Origin of the sequence: Paraburkholderia sp. BCC1886 (assembly GCF_900996245.1) — a bacterium.
GTDB lineage: Bacteria > Pseudomonadota > Gammaproteobacteria > Burkholderiales > Burkholderiaceae > Paraburkholderia.
On sequence record NZ_CAAJGK010000033.1, the window covers coordinates 125,433 to 142,007 of the forward strand.

17 protein-coding genes are annotated in these 16,575 nt (G+C 60.6%); 9 read left to right on the forward strand and 8 right to left on the reverse strand.

Translation table 11 applies throughout. The features are described from left to right. Window positions 1-5: 5 nt before the first annotated feature. Window positions 6-923 (forward strand): AraC family transcriptional regulator, encoded by a 918-nt coding sequence (locus FQ746_RS03335; RefSeq protein WP_144107499.1) that lies wholly within the window; start codon window positions 6-8, stop codon window positions 921-923. A gap of 94 nt (window positions 924-1,017) precedes the next feature. On the opposite strand, the gene FQ746_RS03340 is transcribed toward FQ746_RS03335, so the two are convergent. Further along, window positions 1,018-1,626, reverse strand: coding sequence for a cysteine hydrolase family protein (locus tag FQ746_RS03340; protein ID WP_144107500.1), 609 nt, complete (start codon window positions 1,624-1,626; stop codon window positions 1,018-1,020). A 228-nt stretch (window positions 1,627-1,854) separates the two neighbouring features. Here FQ746_RS03340 and FQ746_RS03345 point away from each other — a divergent pair, with 228 nt between their 5' ends. Then, window positions 1,855-2,226, forward strand: coding sequence for a YciI family protein (locus tag FQ746_RS03345; RefSeq protein WP_144107501.1), 372 nt, complete (start codon window positions 1,855-1,857; stop codon window positions 2,224-2,226). A 161-nt stretch (window positions 2,227-2,387) separates the two neighbouring features. Here FQ746_RS03345 and FQ746_RS03350 read toward each other — a convergent pair whose 3' ends face one another. After that, on the reverse strand, window positions 2,388-2,780 hold the full coding sequence (locus FQ746_RS03350) for a DUF3022 domain-containing protein (protein ID WP_144107502.1): 393 nt from the start codon (window positions 2,778-2,780) through the stop codon (window positions 2,388-2,390). Between the two features lie 377 nt (window positions 2,781-3,157). Here FQ746_RS03350 and FQ746_RS03360 point away from each other — a divergent pair, with 377 nt between their 5' ends. From FQ746_RS03360 to FQ746_RS03375, 5 genes are all read left to right on the forward strand, one after another. Continuing rightward, window positions 3,158-4,114, forward strand: a complete 957-nt coding sequence (locus FQ746_RS03360; protein ID WP_260853869.1) for a YihY/virulence factor BrkB family protein — start codon at window positions 3,158-3,160, stop codon at window positions 4,112-4,114. Window positions 4,115-4,740: 626 nt separating this feature from the next. Further along, entirely contained in the window at window positions 4,741-4,917 is a 177-nt protein-coding gene (locus tag FQ746_RS34680) for a hypothetical protein (protein WP_186310629.1), read from the forward strand. A 169-nt stretch (window positions 4,918-5,086) separates the two neighbouring features. After that, the gene (locus FQ746_RS03365; RefSeq protein ID WP_144107504.1) at window positions 5,087-7,351 is read left to right on the forward strand and encodes an LPS-assembly protein LptD; all 2,265 of its coding nucleotides are present in this window, start codon (window positions 5,087-5,089) and stop codon (window positions 7,349-7,351) included. Between the two features lie 214 nt (window positions 7,352-7,565). Next, window positions 7,566-8,582 (forward strand): type IV toxin-antitoxin system AbiEi family antitoxin, encoded by a 1,017-nt coding sequence (locus tag FQ746_RS03370; RefSeq protein ID WP_144107505.1) that lies wholly within the window; start codon window positions 7,566-7,568, stop codon window positions 8,580-8,582. After that, the gene (locus FQ746_RS03375; protein ID WP_144107506.1) at window positions 8,572-9,459 is read left to right on the forward strand and encodes a nucleotidyl transferase AbiEii/AbiGii toxin family protein; all 888 of its coding nucleotides are present in this window, start codon (window positions 8,572-8,574) and stop codon (window positions 9,457-9,459) included. Before FQ746_RS03370 ends, FQ746_RS03375 begins: the two co-directional genes overlap by 11 nt. 168 nt (window positions 9,460-9,627) lie before the next feature. On the opposite strand, the gene FQ746_RS03380 is transcribed toward FQ746_RS03375, so the two are convergent. Further along, window positions 9,628-10,599 (reverse strand): alpha/beta hydrolase family protein, encoded by a 972-nt coding sequence (locus FQ746_RS03380; RefSeq protein ID WP_144107507.1) that lies wholly within the window; start codon window positions 10,597-10,599, stop codon window positions 9,628-9,630. Between the two features lie 98 nt (window positions 10,600-10,697). Between FQ746_RS03380 and FQ746_RS03385 the strand changes: the two genes are divergently transcribed. Further along, on the forward strand, window positions 10,698-11,102 hold the full coding sequence (locus FQ746_RS03385; RefSeq protein WP_144107508.1) for a winged helix-turn-helix transcriptional regulator: 405 nt from the start codon (window positions 10,698-10,700) through the stop codon (window positions 11,100-11,102). A gap of 109 nt (window positions 11,103-11,211) precedes the next feature. Here the strand turns inward: FQ746_RS03385 and FQ746_RS03390 are convergent, their stop codons facing one another. Next, complete coding sequence (locus FQ746_RS03390) at window positions 11,212-12,000, reverse strand: IclR family transcriptional regulator (protein ID WP_260853870.1); 789 nt, start codon at window positions 11,998-12,000, stop codon at window positions 11,212-11,214. Between the two features lie 244 nt (window positions 12,001-12,244). Between FQ746_RS03390 and FQ746_RS03395 the strand changes: the two genes are divergently transcribed. Next, window positions 12,245-13,582, forward strand: a complete 1,338-nt coding sequence (locus tag FQ746_RS03395; RefSeq protein WP_144107509.1) for an MFS transporter — start codon at window positions 12,245-12,247, stop codon at window positions 13,580-13,582. Between the two features lie 169 nt (window positions 13,583-13,751). Here FQ746_RS03395 and FQ746_RS03400 read toward each other — a convergent pair whose 3' ends face one another. The 4 genes from FQ746_RS03400 to FQ746_RS03415 are packed head-to-tail and all read right to left on the reverse strand — an operon-like array spanning window position 13,752 to window position 16,568. Next, window positions 13,752-14,495, reverse strand: a complete 744-nt coding sequence (locus FQ746_RS03400) for an SDR family NAD(P)-dependent oxidoreductase (RefSeq protein WP_144107510.1) — start codon at window positions 14,493-14,495, stop codon at window positions 13,752-13,754. Window positions 14,496-14,518: 23 nt separating this feature from the next. Continuing rightward, on the reverse strand, window positions 14,519-15,655 hold the full coding sequence (locus FQ746_RS03405) for an amidase (protein ID WP_144107511.1): 1,137 nt from the start codon (window positions 15,653-15,655) through the stop codon (window positions 14,519-14,521). Continuing rightward, window positions 15,652-16,191: a nuclear transport factor 2 family protein gene (locus FQ746_RS03410; protein WP_144107512.1), complete on the reverse strand. Its 540-nt coding sequence runs from the start codon at window positions 16,189-16,191 to the stop codon at window positions 15,652-15,654. Before FQ746_RS03410 ends, FQ746_RS03405 begins: the two co-directional genes overlap by 4 nt. After that, window positions 16,191-16,568, reverse strand: a complete 378-nt coding sequence (locus FQ746_RS03415) for a hypothetical protein (RefSeq protein ID WP_144107513.1) — start codon at window positions 16,566-16,568, stop codon at window positions 16,191-16,193. The genes FQ746_RS03410 and FQ746_RS03415 overlap by 1 nt, the downstream gene beginning before the upstream one ends. Window positions 16,569-16,575: the final 7 nt, after the last annotated feature.

A 16,575-nucleotide genomic window follows, 5' to 3' on the forward strand; every position in this document is an offset into this window, starting at 1 on the left:
ATCGTATGAATCGCCGTGTTTCGAGTCCGGCAGAGGTGCGCGGCGCTCCGATGGACGGGCTTGCACAAGCCATTGCGCGGTTTGCACAGTCTGACGGCGACTACGCGACAGCGATTCCGGGGCTGTCGCTGCATCGTCGGAAAGGGCCGACCGAGCCTTTGCACTGTATCTTCAGACTGGGACTCGGCGTGGTCGCGCAAGGCCATAAACAGGCGCTGGTTGGAAAAGAGGTGGTGAACTACGGTCCGGGCCAATCGATGCTGACGAGTATCGATCTACCGGTAATTTCGCACGTCACCCGCGCGAGCGCCGAAACGCCGATGCTCGGCCTGATGCTGACGCTGGACAGTCGTGACATAGTGAAAACTGCTGCGGAGATGCAGTTGCAGGCGTCGTCCCGATTGCCTTCGTTCGCGCCTGTCACGGTTGAAACACTCGACGACGCATTGCTTGGCGCCATGGTTCGCCTGATTGGATTACTCGATCAACCTGACCTCGCGCCGCACTTGGCGCCACTCCTGAAGCAGGAAATCCTCGTGCGGCTCCTCGCCGGCGCTCACCGTGTCCAGCTACTGCATCTTGCAGCCAATGGCTCGCTGAGCCAGCACATTGCCAGGGCCGTTACCTGGCTTAGGCAGAATTATTCGGCCCACTTCCAGGTCGACGAATTAGCCGGGCATGCGCATATGAGTCCTTCGACGTTCAGACAGCACTTTCGCAGCATCACAGGCACTAGCCCTTTGCAATATCAGAAGCAACTGCGGCTTCAGGAAGCCCGGCAACTTATGCTTAGCCTCGGCATCGATGCCGGGAGTGCTGCGGTTCAGGTCGGATATGAAAGCGCGTCGCAGTTCAGTCGCGAGTACAGCCGTCTGTTCGGAGCGCCCCCGCAACAGGATGTAAGACGCCTTCGTTTAGCGTGATGCGCAAGTGGCGAAGGGCTGGAAACGTCGGCTACGGACCAACCCGGTTGGCCGCGCCGTATCGCACCGACAGACATTCCAGACGAACAATCGCCTACTGAGAAAACGTGATCATGCTGGAGCGGGTCAGCGTCACGTTTTTGCTCACGCCAGCCGGCGCATTGACCAGAATCCACGCGGTCGAGAGCTCACCGAACGGGTCCTTGCTCGACATGCCATCGGTCGGGACCACCACCTTGAAGCCGCGCACGGCCGCTTCGCTTGCGGTGTACAACACGGCGCCGTGTGCCATCGTGCCGGTAACGATGACGGTCTGGATACCCTTCTTCTTCAGAGCCGCTTCGAGATCGGTATTCAGGAACTTGTCCACGCCGGATTGCACGACCGTCTCGCCGCCATTGGCCGCGATTACTGGCGGCACTGCCGCCAGTGTGCCCGTGCTGGTCAGGCTATAGACGATCATCAGGTTCGCCCCGCGCGACTTGCTCAACAGATTGGCGACATAAGGCAGTGAGGCTGCGCAGGTCGGGCGCTCCTCTGTATTGCAGGTACTGGTGTCGAAATCGAGCAGCAACAGCGCGGTATGAGCGGGATCGGTAACGGTGAACGTCTTCAATTCCGGGGCCAGAGGCATCGCGACTGATTGCCAGGACGCGATGGTGTCGGCTTGCGCCGTACCGCAGGCGGCTGAAGCAAGCAACATTGCGCACAGTGTCCGTCGAACGTTTTGCATAAACTCTCCGATATAACCTGCATGATCAGGGGCACTCACGGCACGGCGGGTTGAACGCACGCGAGGTTCATGCCGTCATGGCAGGCCATTCTATCGATCGAACCATTCAGAAGAGAGCTGCCACAAATTATTTTTAGAAATCTGTCGATTCTTAGCCATCAGCTTCGTCGTCAGTGTATTCCCACTCAAGGAGGTCCCATGAAATACCTCGGCTTAGCCTATTTCACACCTGAAAAATTCGCCGCGATGGCGCCAGACGACGTCAAGGCATTGGTGAGCCAATGCCCTGCGTTAGACGAGAAGATGCAGGCTACCGGCAAGGTTCTGGTGTCCGCGTCACTTGGGGATCTGGACAGCTGGACGACGCTACGCCCAGACAATGGCAAGACGCAGGTGACCGATGGTCCATACACCGAGTCGAAAGAAGTGGTGGGCGGCCTGTTCGTCATCGAGGCGGATAGCCGGGACGAGGCGTTGCGCATCGCGTCCATGCACCCTGCCGCCACGCTGGGCGAAGCAGGTGGATGGGCCGTCGAACTCATCCCTCTGGATTTCTACCTGGGACGATGAGGGTGTGGCACTAGGCTCAACGATGAGTTGGCGCTTCACTGTCGGCAAACACAACGAATGCCTCATACAAGAACGATGTAAGGCACGGGAAAGGATCGTGCCTTGATGATTCCCGATTTTGCCGACCGGCTTCAATCCAGCATGCCAGGTCGACGCAGGTATCAGCCGAAGGCGGGCGCGGAGGGTTCGTCGATGTCAAGAAGCCTGTCTTCAAAGGCGAGTTCGGCCGAACTTTCGTCGCCTGGCGGCCCCTGACGGTCGCGGTCCTGCAATCGCTCGCGGACCAGCTTGCAAAGCCGCTCCCGCACGATGATGCGTTGCGCGGTATCCATCTGCGCATATCGCTCGAACTGGGCCTCCGATAATGTAATGGTGAGCGTATATCGGGAGTCCAGTGTCGTATCGCCTTGCGACTTGATCACCCACGACGTTTGAACGAAGAGAGTTTTTCCATCGTCATAGCTGCTGATTGCTGGCGCTTTGGGCGAATCGAAGATCCCTGCCAGTGCCACTTCAATTTCTTCCACCCGTTGTTCGCGGTTGATTTCATGCATTGCAATCGCTCCTTCCGGTCAATACCGGTATTGATTGATAACCCGTCCAGGCGAGTCAGCAAGAATTGTGTCCGCTCCGAACCGAGGCATGACGGTTGCTGCTTTGTTGAATCGATCGCGCGCCGCGCGGAGTATCGGGAGCAGTGACAAATGAATCCTCGAACCAACCTTCTGTGTCTCGCCGCGGGCGCCTTTGCAATCATGTTCGCCGTTTCAGGCTGCGGCCCCTCGGGCTCCGCAGGTGGCGGCCAGGGCAATAACGATTTAGCAGCAAGCGCCGCCAGCCAAGGGGGTTCAGCCGTGTCGGCCCCTGCAACCGGGGCGAGCGATAGCCCTGCCGGTGCCAGCCAATAGTGGGTCGGCGGCAGAGGTTTTCGGTGACGACATCGACGAAAATGCGGCCGGACGACGAGCCTGCAACGGGTATCCCCGAACTGGCTTCGGGGAAGCCGCGATTCCGGCGCGGATTCTTACAGGCCGCGCGCGGCGCGGCCTCCGGATTTCTGACGGATCGTTGCGCGACACTCAGTGCGAGCGTTGCCTTCTATTCCGCCTTTTCTCTTGCGCCGACATTGCTGATTGTTCTTGCGGTCGCGGGTTGGTTTTTTGGAACCGAGGCCGCCAAGGGACGACTGTTTGGCCAGATCAAAGACATCACCGGCCCGGAAGCGGCCGCGGCAATGCAGGACATCGTGCAGCATGCGCATCACGCAGGCGGTAGCGGCATCGCGACCGCACTGTCGATCGTCCTGCTGTTCGTCGGCGCGTCGGCGACTTTTGCTTCGTTGAGTAGCGCGCTGGATATTATTTTCAAGGTTGGAACGCGAAAGGGAATTTCCGGCATCGCGTTGCTTCTGCGTGCGAGACTCGTTTCTTTCGGGCTGGTCACGGGATTCGGATTTCTGCTCGTCGTCTCTCTCATGCTCGATGCGGCCATTCAAACAGTCGGACGTGCTGTGCTCGGTAGCGTCACGCTGACCATCCTCGCAGAACTCGCGCAGTCGATTTTTGGGCTGGTTGTAATGACAGCCGGTTTCGGCGCTCTCATCAAATGGTTACCTGACGTTCATGTCCATTTTCGATCTGCACTGATTGGCGGTGTTGTGTCGGCCGTGCTCTTTTCAACAGGCCGACATCTGTTCGGACTGTATCTCGCCCATGCGGGGGCGGCCGGCTCTTTTGGCGCGGCAGGGTCGCTCGCCATGCTGATGATGTGGCTTTACTTTTCGGCCGCGGTATTTTTGTTTGGCGCAGAGGTGTCGGGCTTTCTTGAGACGTCCGCTGAGACTGATCGATCTGATTCGCGCAACGTGACGTCTCCATCCGGCCAGTAAATGAAGTCGCGTCATTCACGGGGACATCCGCCGGGAAGATCGTCTGGGTTCCAATCCCAAGCATGACCGCGGTCACATTGAGTCGCGCCGGTCGACGAATGACGCAGTTTTATTGTTAAAGATATCGACATTGAAGTACTTTCGTTCTATCAACTGAAAGTCCGGTCATTCAACTGGCCGGCGAGCGCTTGGCTCGCGTCACGCCCAAACAAAACTGGTATTTCCTGTTCAATCCTCCACAGAAAACTTTCCGCCCATTCTGGCCGTGAACCGGGGCGAAGGCCTGCAAAGCGGCGCGGCGTCCCCGCTCACGCTTCCCGCGAAAATAAAGCGTTACAAAACGGACGATCACGTAGTCTGCCCGTAACCAGGCGAGGTGCCAGCGCTGCTATCGTCGACGGGTCGATTCCGCCTACCGTCGAGCACGATCTGGAGAAGCCCATGCTTGAATTTCTGTCACCTGCCGTGTTTGCAGCGGTTGTGCGAGTCAGTTCGTCGTCGATCTATTCCTCACGTCTGGCCACGGCGTCGCAGCTTGCCTGGCGTGCCGCTCTGACGGGACAGTAAAAGAGAGCACACCGCCGCGGCGATCTCACACCTGAATAGCGTGCGTGAGGGATCGCCCCATGTCTGACGCAGGGCCCTTTCTGCTGAAGTCGATCACTTGTCTCTCGGAGAATGCGGGGCTCTCGTTCTCGCTGCCTGCCGAACAGATTCCGTATCTCCTGCAAGCACTGGACGGCGTCGCGACGGCCGGCCCGGCCCGCACGCAAACGCATGCGGCCGATATTACGTTGCAGTAACCCCGCGCACGCGATACGCCCCACAGCGAACGTACCTGTCCTGCTACTTTGCACTCCGCAGCGTAAATTTACTTTTTTTCGAGCCGGGCCTGATTTGATACTACGCAGTCTGGTTGTGCGCCTTCGTTTGAAGCCGGTCGTCTGGTTCGTGCTGTGTGCGTCGGGAGGCATGGCGCTTCCCAGCCATGCGCAACTGAGCGGCAACGCAGCGCTTCCCGAGGCGATGGACGGTATATGGGGACTGCGGCTGGCGCCGCAAATAAGCGAAACGCCCGTGCCGGCAGGCAGTTCGCCTGCGACCGCAGCGCTAGCCGAATCGCTCACCGCCACCACGGACACGGACGTTTCACTCAAGGGCAATGCGCAGTTACGTCGCTATGCTGCGAGCGTGGCGGGCGACGCCTTGCACTACGACGTAGACAGCGACAAGGCCGATGCCTATGGCCACGTGCGCATCGTCGATAACGGCGATGTGTTCGTCGGTCCGGACGCACACCTTTACGTCGGCGCAAACGAAGGTTACATCAATGTTCCGAGGTACCGGTTTCATCTGACCGGGGGATGGGGCAGCGCAGAGCGCGCCGACCTGCTCGACAAGGAGCGTACTGTCGTGCATCAGGGGACCTACAGCACCTGTAATTGCGAAGGCTCGCCCGGCTGGTATATCAAGGCCTCCGAATTCGACCTGGACACGGGCAAGGACGAGGGAATCGCCCATAACGGTGTGCTGTTTTTTCAGGGGGTGCCACTCCTGGCAAGTCCGTGGCTCTCGTTTCCGCTGTCGAACGAACGCCGCAGCGGCTTCCTGCCACCGACTTTCTCGGTGAGTTCCACGAACGGCGTCGATATTGCCGCGCCGTATTACTTCAACCTCGCGCCCAACTACGACCTCACCGTGACGCCGCGCATCATGTCGAATCGCGGTGAAATGCTGAGCTTCGATTACCGCTATCTTCAGCCCAAAGATGCGGGGACCATCTCGGCGGCATGGCTGCCGCACGACGATATCACCCATACCGACCGTTATTCGATTGCGTTGAACCAGACGTGGAATCTCGGCGCGGGCTTCGGCGCTTACGTCAACTACAACCGGGTTTCTGACTCGGCGGTCGTGACCGATCTGGCGTCGGGCATTGCATTCCCGACCGGCTCAACCACTCTCTACCAGCAGGAAGCGGGTTTGACCTATTCGAACGGACCGTGGACGGTGCTTGCACGCGAGCAGCGCTGGCAGTCTTTCGAGAGCGACGACACCTATAATCGCGAGCCGCAGGTCAATGTTCGTTACGCCCGCTACGACGTGGGCGGCTTCGACTTCGGCGCCGAAGCGGATGCCACCCGTTTTTCCATTTCTTCGTCGGATCTGACGCAGGGTAGCCGCTTTGTTTTCAATCCTTATGTTGCTTATCCGATCGAGCGACCGGGCTGGTTCATCACGCCAAAGCTCGCCTGGCACTTTGCCGCCTATGACCTGACTTCGATCGGCACCGACGTGCCGGCCGGGGAGCCCAAGACGTTCAGCGTAAACGTGCCGACCTTCAGCCTCGATTCAGGCATGCGCTTCGAGCGCAGCGTGAAGCTGTTCGGTCAGGACTACATCCAGACGCTCGAACCTCGCCTGTTCTACGTGTACACGCCGTACCGTAACCAGGCGTACGCGCCGCTATTCGATACCGCCACGGCGGATTTCGGCCTGCCTGAACTGTTCATGCCCAACAGTTTCGTCGGCAACGACCGGGTGTCGGATGCGAGCCGGCTCACGGCGGCGCTGACGACCCGGTTCATCGACCCCGGCAGTGGCGACGAGCGAGCCCGCCTGGTACTCGCGCAGCAGTACGATTTCGTCACACCGCACGTGACGCTCGGCGTGGACGATCCGCTCAGCACCGTCGCGCGAACCGACGTGATCCTCGGCGCGTCGTACAAGCTGGCGACGGATTTTTCGGCTGAACAGGCGGTGGAATACAACGAGGCCAACGATTATCTGTCACATGCGGAAGCCGGTTTCGGCTGGGCGCCCGGCAAGCAACAGGTGTTGAACGTAGCGTATCGCTACACGCGCTCGAATAGCACACTCGATTACGAGCCGGTCAATCAGTTCATCGTTTCCGAGCAGTGGCCTTTGGGGCACAACATCGTGAGCGTTGCGCGGGTGAACTACGACATGGGCGTGCATCGTTTGATCGCCGGCTTGCTGGGCCTGCAGTACGACGCGGATTGCTGGTCGCTCGGAGTGGCCTTCGAGAAGTACACGAATGCCACGAGTTCGACCACCTCCCCGAGCACGGGCACGAGAGTGCTGATGCAACTCCAGCTGAAGGGTTTTTCGCAAGTGGACAACGGACTGCTCAATCAGTTTCGCGCGAGCGTGCCGGGTTATACGCCCGAGGCGTCCCCGGCCGCGCCAGTTTCGCGGTTCAGCGACTTGCCGTGAGAAGCAGATGATGGCGGAGGCACTGCAACCAAAAAAGCACGCGTGCCGGTTCTGATTGGTTTCCTACCTGACTTAGCAGGAAGCTGTGCATTCATTTTATCGTCGCGTTCAAGCGCCGTGAACAGCCGACCAACCTGAACGCAGCGGGCGCTCGTTCAAAATTTTTCTATGTTCACGAATCATGTACACTAGAAAAAATTGAACGGAGTGATGAATGCGCGCATCAGCCGCTACCCCCGATCCGCTCGTCACGTCCGCCACACAGGCATTCAGCCTCAGCGCGGGTGTTGCGACGTCGGTCATGCCAGCACCTCCGGGTAACGGCTATGACAGCACAGTCGAGTTCGAACTCAACCCACCGATGCGCCGCGTGACCGTCGTCGTACCTTCGATCGACCGCCAGGAGCGGCTCTCCGCTCTGGCTGCCACGGGCGGCCTGCACGACGCCGGGCGCATTCTTCTTGTGACATCGTATCTGTCACCCGCCCTCGTCAACGCCTGCCGCAGCCTTGGCGTGAACGCGATCGACGAGGCCGGCAACGCATTCGTCAAAGACGGTAATACGCTCATCCTGATTTCCGGTCGGCCGCGCGCCTCTGCGCTGCGTCGGCCCAGCCTCTGGTCCAGGCGCTCGCTTCAGGTCATCCTCGCGCTGCTCGTCAGGCCGGCGCTGCTACAAGAAAGCAGACGCGCTATCGCCACGTTCGCCGGTGTGAGCACCGGCACGGCACACAGCACCGTGCAAACGTTACTGCAGCGGAAGGACCTGATCGAGCGCGGCGACGGACTGGTCTTTACCAACTTCGACCGGTTGCTCGATGAATGGGTCACCCTGTATCCCTCGCTTCTAAGGGAATCACTGAAGCTCGGACGGTATCGTGCGACGGAGCCCAACTGGTGGACCGACATGCCGGCGCAAAGCGACCAATGGATGTTGGGTGGCGAGCCGGCCGCTGCGCTCATGACGAACTATCTGAAGCCGGCCATCGTGACGGTGTACTGCACCAACGGAATCCCCACCCAGATGATCAGTCGCGGGCGGCTTCGACCAGACCCGACCGGAAACGTCGAATTTCTCAAGGCACCGTTCGAGTTGGACCGCACCCCCGGACTGGTCGACAACGTCGTCTATCCCGTGCTCGTGTACGCCGATCTCGTCGCGAGCGGTGACTCGCGCAATCTCGAAACCGCGCAGCTGATTCGTGACCAGTACATCCAGCATGGCAATTAAGCTACACGAGGCCCATCCTTTCCCGGAGCTGTCCATCGCCGTGCTGCGTGACGTCTCGGTCGCGGCGAATCGGGCTCGTGCAGCATGGTTCGTGGGCGGGGCGACGGCCCGCGATATCCTGACCACGCACCGCTTCGGAATCGAGCAGTCGCGCGCGACCGCCGACGTCGACATCGGCGTGTGTATCGAAAGCTGGCAAGGCGACAGGGAACTGCGCGATGCGCTCATTGGGACAGGAAAGTTCGAGCCCAGTGGGGAGGCTCAGCGACTCTATTACACCGCGCCCGATTCCGGCGAAAGAATGTGGCTGGATATCGTTCCGTTCGGGGGAATCGAGCGCGACGGCCGCCGCGAAATCGAATGGCCCGGTGGCGCCTTCCGGATGAACGTCGCCGGTTTTGGCGAGGCGCTGGCAGCGGCCGTGGAGGTTGAACTGGCCGCCGACGTCGTTGTGCTCGTTGCGTCTCTTCCGGCGCTCTCGATGCTCAAGATCCTCGCGTGGCGAGACAGGCACACCGCGCACGCAAGGGATGCAACGGATCTGCGGTTTCTGATGTCGAGATATGCAGACGCCGGTAACTACGATCGCCTCTACGACGGCGACGCGCTGGATCTTCTCGAAGCCCACGGATTCGATCCGGACGTCGCCGGGGCGGCATTGCTTGCGCGGGACATGGCGGCTCTCGTCACGCCCGTCATCCGGCCGCTGATCCTGGCGGCGTTGGCACCGGGCGAAGCCTACCCGCCCTTGCTCAACCAGATGCTGGGCGGGGGACACCGGATGCTGCAGTTCGAAGGAGAAGGGACCGATTCGATCGAGCGCCTGTTCAACGCATTTCGAACGACGCTCGAAAGGGTGTTCGCGGCCCCTACCTGAGCGGATGCGACGTTCGGATATCGAATACCGTGAAGCTGTGACGATACGCCGACGTGACGTCCAATCAGCAGGCGACTGCGACCAGCGCAACGCGGCGAAGAAGAACATCGCACCCCGGCTAGACAACAATGCCGCGATCTCTTCCACGCTAGCGGTTTGCAGGTGCTATTAGCGTGGTGATTTGCTCTCCACCCGGGCAAGCGGATTGGGGCCGCCCTCCAACGTGGACGAGGCGATTGTCCAGGCGTCGTCTTCCGGGTAGAACGCGCTTCTGAGATACGCGTCTGTCAACCGTTGCACCACCGCGACTCGCTCGGGATTCTCGTCGGTTGTTTCTGTCACCTGATAACCCGATATGCCGCCGAGCATATGTTCTCCACCGCAGACCGTGACTAGCGAGTCTGCGCCGGGGCTAAGCGTGTACGCGTCGGTGAACCATTCAGGGCCGAGAACAGTTAGCGGAGAATCGTCGTGGTCACCGGCCACTACGAGGGTTCGTGTGTTCATCCGTGAATAGTCTTGATTGAGATAAGGGAAATGCTCGGTCGCGAGGGGGCTTAATGCATCGCCGCCTCGTCCACCTGCGCAAAGCAGTACGCCCGCCTTGATTCGTGAATCGGAGCGATCCTCGCCGGCATCACCGTCCGGACCCGGCACTCTGGCGCCCAGCAACATCGCTGTCGTCTGGGCTCCGAACGAGTGTCCGACGGCGGCGATACGGTCCCGGTCGAGTCGCCCCTCGAGCCACGGAATGGAATCCTCGATGACGTCGAGCTGATCCAGAACACGCTTCACGTCCTGCACGCGATAACGCCATATCTCCAGCTTTCGAGGATCATCGAGGTAGGCCTTGATCGCTTCTGCATGCGACGCTTTGGGATCGGCGCTCAGCGATCTCGAATCGAGAAAGGTCGGCTGGATCACGACAAACCCGCGTGCCGCCCAGAAATTCACCAGCGGAGCGTAAGCGTCCATCGACAAGCCAAAGCCGTGCGAAAAGACAATGACGGGCAGCCGGCTACCGGTTACCGGCGCTGAGACCCGAAGCCATAATGCGTGTCCACGTTCCGGTGCGGACAATTCGATTGGACCGACCGAGACGACTGCGTTTGCGCGACTTTCATTCGATAATGTGCTCATGACACTCCCTGGTTACTATGGAATATCTACATCATCGTGGGAGAGTAAAAGAATGGGAAGACGGCACTTTCGACGCAGTAACGCACATTGAGGTAACCATGGAAAAACGCCCGCACAAAATGCGAGAGTCATTGCCGTCGATTTGCAGGAGCGAGGAATCCACAGCGGTCCGTGACTTTCTGGGAAAGATCGGCGACAGATGGAGTGTGCTGGTCATCGTCATGCTGGCAAAAACCCCGCAAAACCGGGCGCGGTTCTCGGAGTTGCAGAGAATGGTCGATGGTATCTCTCAGCGGATGTTGACGACGACCTTACGCAATCTCGAGCGAGACGGATTTTTGTCCCGCGAAGTTTTTCCCGAGGTGCCACCGCGGGTGGAGTATGAACTCACGGATATCGGCCTGACCTTGCTAGGGCCGATGCAGCACCTGGTGGATTGGGTGGGCTTGAATTGGAAACTAATTAAACAAGCGAGAGAGACGTTCGACAGTCGGAGCGATTGACTATGCGTTCGTCCTGCATGGGCCGGTTCAGCGGTGCGTTCGGAAGGCGAGGTCGCCAGCCTGGCTGCGGAGTGGAATCGAGCGATAACGCTCCGGTGCATTCAGCCGTTTATAGCGGACCGGCAGCGATAAATCCCATTTGCCTGGATATCTGCCCGCACGCTTCACGCAACGACGCTGCAATGCTGCCATCCCATTTCGAATCGAACGAGGTGGCCGGTCCCATCACGGTAATCGCCAGCACGATGTTGCCGGTCGCGTCGAAAACGGGTGCACTGAACGCGTTGATGCCGGGAATCGGATCGCCTATCGTGCGCGCCATGCCTCGCCGGCGGTTCTCGGCCAGCTCTGTTTCGAACTCGCTTTTCGAACGTTGCTTCTTGTCCTCGTGCAGCGCGAGTCGGGCCGCGTCGCCAGCAAGAAAATGGTCGAGCATTCTGCGTGGCAGATAGGTTGCGAAGAGTCTGCCGGTCGCAGTATTTCGCACTGACATTACCGCACCCACTCGCAGATTGACATGCATGGGGACGGGTTCGACCAGCTGCACGATGGTCGGTCCCAGGTTGCCCCATACGGCAACGGCCACACTCTGTTCAGTGGCATCTGCCAACCCTGTGATGACCGGGGTCGCCTCGCGTACCGGATCGAGCTGGCACAGCTTCGCGAGGCCGATCTGTAAAGCGAGCGGGCCTAACGCATACAGGCCTGTTGCAGGTTCCTGAATGACAAACCCCACCTTGACGAAGCTGACCAGGTACGGGTGCGCCTTCCCCACCGAAATGCCCGCTTCGCGCGCCAGCTCGCGCAGCGGCATTGGTTTCAGGTGAGTTGCGAGCGCAACCAGCAGCGTACTGCCGATCTCGATCGACTGGATGCCACGGCGAGGTTTGGTGTCCACGGAGCGTCAGTAGAAGACTGGGTCGGGCCGGATTGTAGCACTGCGTTTTGCGCCTTCCGCGGTGCCACGATGATCCGTGCGTATCGTGGTTTTCGATAATATCAGATGCGTTGACTATTATCGGATGTCAATCTAGACTCGGTTCGACCGGTGCGAGGGGCTGACGAATGCAATGTTCGTCAAGAAAAAACGCAGTCGAGGCCTGATCCGACATCGACGGCCATCATGAGGAGACGAGAGAACCATGTCCGCACCTATTCCTGCCCCGGCGCTCGCGTCGGACAATCGCGACCGCGCGGACGATCCACGCACCTCGGCGCTTTACCGGCGTATCTCATGGCGAATCGTGCCGTTCCTGTTCGTGTGCTACATCGTGTCGATTCTCGATCGCAGCAACATCGGCTTCGCGCAATTGCAGATGAAATCCGACCTCGGCATTACCGACGCCATGTACAGCCTCGGCGCCGTGCTGTTTTTTGTCGGCTATGTGCTGTTCGAAGTGCCGAGCAACCTGTTGCTTCGCAAGTTCGGCGCGCGCCGTACGTTCGCACGGATCATGGTGCTGTGGGGCGCGGCATCGGTGGCCATGATCACTGTGGCGAGCGCGGAGCATTTCTACATACTGCGTTTTCTGCTCGGCGTGTTCGAGGCGGGATTTTTTCCTGGCGTCGTGCTGTATCTGACCTATTGGTTCCCGGCCAAACGGCGCGCGGCGGTATTGTCGATTTTTTACGCGGGCGTAGCGGTGGCGGGTATGGTTGGCGGACTGCTGTCGGGTTCGATCATGCGAGGCATGGCCGGCGTGTTCAATCTGCACGGCTGGCAATGGATGTTCGCCATCGAAGGGGCGCCCGCAGTGCTGCTCGGCGTGATCGCATGGTTCTGGCTCAGCGACCGCCCCGACCAGGCCGCATGGCTGTCGAGCGAGGACAAACAGTTTCTGGCCGACGACCTCCTGGCTGAACGCAAGCTTGCTCCGCCTGACGCGGCGCATTCACTGGGCGCCGCGCTGCGCAACTCACGCACCTATCTTTTCTCGTTCATCTACTTCTCGCTGACCTCCGCGCTATTGATGCTGCTGTTCTGGATGCCGTTGATGATCCGCGAATTCGGTATTCGGGACGTGGTGGATATCAGCCTGCTGTCGATCGTGCCGAATGCAATCGGCGCGGTGGGCGTGATCCTGATCGCGCGCCATTCGGACCGCAAGCGCGAACGTCGCTGGCATTTTGCGGCGTGCGTGGGCGGTGCGGCCATTACCTTGTTGCTCATGACGCTGCACTTCAACAGCCTCGCCGTGATGCTCGGACTGCTGTCGCTCGCTGCCTTGCTGATTTTCTCAGCGCATCCGGTTTTCTGGGCGGTTCCGTCTGCCTATTTCTCGGGAACCGGCGCGGCGGGTGCTATCGCGTTGATCAGTAGTATCGGCGTGTCGAGCGGGATGATCAGTCCGTGGGTGATAGGCCAGATTCGCACGCACACGGGCAGCATGGACGGCGCCATGTACATTCTCGCCGCGCTGCTGCTGGCATGCGGTGTCGCCATGCTGCTTGGCGTGAAGGAGCGGAATTCCGCCGTCTGATAGCCGCACATCAAGCTGGCTTCTTGCAGGCGGGCGTGGGCCTGAATTCGGGTGGGGCAGATTCGGCGGTCGCGCAGACATCGAGGCCTGCACGGAATTGCGCTGGATCAACTTGCAGACTTCGGCGCGACCTATCCGTCATCAGGCGGAGTCTGCGACGTCCGGCCCATCAGCGCATATAGAGTCCGCCATTCACATCCCAGCACGCGCCATTGGCGAAATAGGCATCGGGCGAGGCGAGCAGAACGGCGACATCGGCGACGTATGACGGCGAGCCCAGCTGTCCTCCGGGGATGCCCGCGATGACCGCCTTGAGTTTCTCCGCAGGCACGCTTTCGTGCACGATCGGCAGATCCATCGGACCGGGTGAGATCGCATTGACGGTCACACCGCGCGGTGCGAGGTCGCGCGCAAACACCTTGGTCAGGGTGATGGCGCCGCCCTTGGCAGCGGCGTAGTGCGCGCCGGTCGCGGAGCCGCCGTTCTGTCCTGCGAGCGATGCGATATTGACAATGCGCCCGGCGCCGCGATCGGCAAAATATCGGCCGAACACCTGGCAGCCGAACAGCACACTGCGCAGATTGATGTCGATGACCTGATCGAACTGCTCGGCCGTGATCTCCATCACCGGGACGACTTTCGATGCGCCCGCGTTGTTCACCAGTACATCGACGCCGTTCCAGCGGCGCGTCAGTTCATTCAGCGCCTGTTCGAAATCCGTTTTCGACGTGACATCCAGACGCAGCGCGCACGCTGTTTCGCTACCGGCACCAAGCGATCGCGCGAGCGAATCCGCTTCGTCGAAAGCGATATCCGCCAGCGCAACGCGATAACCGGCTTCGTGAAAACGACGTGCGACCACGGCGCCGAGTCCGCGTGCCGCGCCTGTCACCATGACGACCCGTTTCGACATATCTTCAGGCTCCGTGGATACGTTTAACGTTTGAGCGCTGCTTCGATGTGTGCGGCGACGGCGCACACGGTCTCGTCCGCGCCCTGGCGACCGATGATCTGCAAACCGGCTTTCAACGCCGATCCTTCGACAGGTATTGGCAGGCTCAATGCAGGATGGCCGCTCAGATTGAACGGCCGGATCAGCGACGACATGGCGATGACGGAAGTGCCCGCGCGTGCTGCTTCGATCGTGATCGGCAGCGCGGGAAGCGTCGGCATCACGAGCACGTCTGCGTGAGCAAGGGCATCGTCAACGGCAGCGGTAAAGCGCGCGCGCACCTGCTCGGCGGCCTCGAGTTGCGCCGCCGTGGTATTGGCCGCCGCGCGCAGACGCGCGACGAGATCCGCGCCGAGCATGCCGGTGTCCACCAGATGACCGAACGCGCGCGAGGTCTCCACGTTAATGACGGCGAGGCCCGCTTCGAAAGCCTCGTGCATCGCTTCGAGCGTGATGTGGCTGGCGGCGTAGTTCGCGCGCGCGATGGTCGTATCGATGGCGGCGCGAATCGGTTCGTCCGCGTCGACCTGCACGATCGCGACCCGCATTGCCGATGCATCGCAGGTCGCGTTGCCGGTGTCGAAGGTTGGATCGATCGCGGCCATCGTCGCAACGAGCATGCTCATGTCGCGGGCAAACGGACCGACGCAATCGAGCGTCGTTCGCTCGGGCGCAACGCCTGCACGCGACACACGCCCGAAGGTCGGCTTCAGTCCGATGAGGCCGCAGCACGCGGCGGGGCCGCGCACCGATCCGCCCGTGTCGGTACCGAGCGCGGCATCCACGAAACCTTGCCCGACGGCGGATGCGGAGCCACTGGACGAGCCGCCTGGAATGCGCGTCTCATCCTGTGGATTGGTCGGCGTGCCGGTGAAATCGTTGATGCCGGTCATGCCGAATGCAAGCTCATGCATGTTGGCCTTGCCATGTATCTGCCAGCCTGCGTCCAGCAGACGCTGCACGACCTCGGCATGCTGCGTCGCTGGCGGCGCGTCGGCCAGTGCGCGGCTCGCGGCCGTCGTCGGGTATCCGGCGATATCGATGCTGTCCTTGATCGTGATGGTGGGACCGTTTGCGTGATCGCTCGCACGCAATACGAATTCGCGGATGAATGTACTCATGCTGCCGTTTCCTTGCGTGGGTTGACCTGCCAGGGTGCATCGAAAAGACGCTCGGTGCGGAAGTGCTCGATGAGCCACTTCGGGTTCGGCGTGTCTGATTGCGAGCACACGAAGTCGATCTCGAGTCGCGCCGAAATCAGCTCCGCGCGACCGTCGACATAACCGGATGCCTGCAACATGATCCAGCGGCCTGTCGCGGTTCTGCCGCGCACGGCGATGTGCTCGGCGGTCAGAAAATGCACGTTGGTCGCGAAGTGGGGCGTGGGCGGCAGGTAGCGTTGCAGCATCTCGAGAATCGCAGCGTGGCCTTGCAAACGGCCGAATTTCCCGGCGTATTGAGGCCCAATGCCTTCCCAGATCGCGTCTTCGGTAAAGAGGGCGCCGAGCGATTCGCCGGGCAGCGCACGCACCGGCACATCGCACAAGGCCATGTAACGCGAAATGGTCTGGCGCACCGCGTTCTCGGCTTCGAGCGCGGCGACCCGGGTTTGCAAAGACTGCAGGGCCTCCAGCGCCTGCGCGGCAGCGTCGCTCATCAGGAAGCCTTGTTGTCGAGCGGCGGCACTGTCAGTGCGCGTCCCACACGCGCTTCGATCTTGCCGTAGCGCCACAGGTTGTATTCGCCGACCGGCGTCGTGCGATAGAGGTTGCACACTGCGGCGGCCGTGTCGAAGTCGGCGACATCGGCCATGATGTAGAAGGTCCAGGGTGCGCCGTCGGATTGTCCGACGACGAGCCGGTCGTCGTCCATCACGCCGAGCACGCGAACCTTGTTGATGGCTTCGACTTCCGCCAGCATCTTGCCGTAGGCTTGCCACACTTCGCTAATCTGCTCACGCGGCAAGTCGAAGAAATTCTGCGTGACGCCGCAGCAGAACAGCACGCGCAGCGGTAAGGATCGATTGTCGGTCATGCGGTTG

What these genes read in the sequence shown, in the direction of transcription:
- FQ746_RS03350 (WP_144107502.1), bottom strand. Translation starts at nt 2,780, where the DNA reads ATGCATGAAATCAACCGCGAACAACGGGTGGAAGAAATTGAAGTGGCA.
- FQ746_RS03415 (WP_144107513.1), bottom strand. Translation starts at nt 16,568, where the DNA reads ATGACCGACAATCGATCCTTACCGCTGCGCGTGCTGTTCTGCTGCGGC.
- FQ746_RS03335 (WP_144107499.1), top strand. Translation starts at nt 6, where the DNA reads ATGAATCGCCGTGTTTCGAGTCCGGCAGAGGTGCGCGGCGCTCCGATG.
- FQ746_RS03385 (WP_144107508.1), top strand. Translation starts at nt 10,698, where the DNA reads ATGGAAAAACGCCCGCACAAAATGCGAGAGTCATTGCCGTCGATTTGC.
- FQ746_RS03410 (WP_144107512.1), bottom strand. Translation starts at nt 16,191, where the DNA reads ATGAGCGACGCTGCCGCGCAGGCGCTGGAGGCCCTGCAGTCTTTGCAA.
- FQ746_RS34680 (WP_186310629.1), top strand. Translation starts at nt 4,741, where the DNA reads ATGTCTGACGCAGGGCCCTTTCTGCTGAAGTCGATCACTTGTCTCTCG.
- FQ746_RS03375 (WP_144107506.1), top strand. Translation starts at nt 8,572, where the DNA reads ATGGCAATTAAGCTACACGAGGCCCATCCTTTCCCGGAGCTGTCCATC.
- FQ746_RS03345 (WP_144107501.1), top strand. Translation starts at nt 1,855, where the DNA reads ATGAAATACCTCGGCTTAGCCTATTTCACACCTGAAAAATTCGCCGCG.
- FQ746_RS03395 (WP_144107509.1), top strand. Translation starts at nt 12,245, where the DNA reads ATGTCCGCACCTATTCCTGCCCCGGCGCTCGCGTCGGACAATCGCGAC.
- FQ746_RS03400 (WP_144107510.1), bottom strand. Translation starts at nt 14,495, where the DNA reads ATGTCGAAACGGGTCGTCATGGTGACAGGCGCGGCACGCGGACTCGGC.
- FQ746_RS03405 (WP_144107511.1), bottom strand. Translation starts at nt 15,655, where the DNA reads ATGAGTACATTCATCCGCGAATTCGTATTGCGTGCGAGCGATCACGCA.
- FQ746_RS03365 (WP_144107504.1), top strand. Translation starts at nt 5,087, where the DNA reads ATGGCGCTTCCCAGCCATGCGCAACTGAGCGGCAACGCAGCGCTTCCC.
- FQ746_RS03340 (WP_144107500.1), bottom strand. Translation starts at nt 1,626, where the DNA reads ATGTTGCTTGCTTCAGCCGCCTGCGGTACGGCGCAAGCCGACACCATC.
- FQ746_RS03380 (WP_144107507.1), bottom strand. Translation starts at nt 10,599, where the DNA reads ATGAGCACATTATCGAATGAAAGTCGCGCAAACGCAGTCGTCTCGGTC.
- FQ746_RS03370 (WP_144107505.1), top strand. Translation starts at nt 7,566, where the DNA reads ATGCGCGCATCAGCCGCTACCCCCGATCCGCTCGTCACGTCCGCCACA.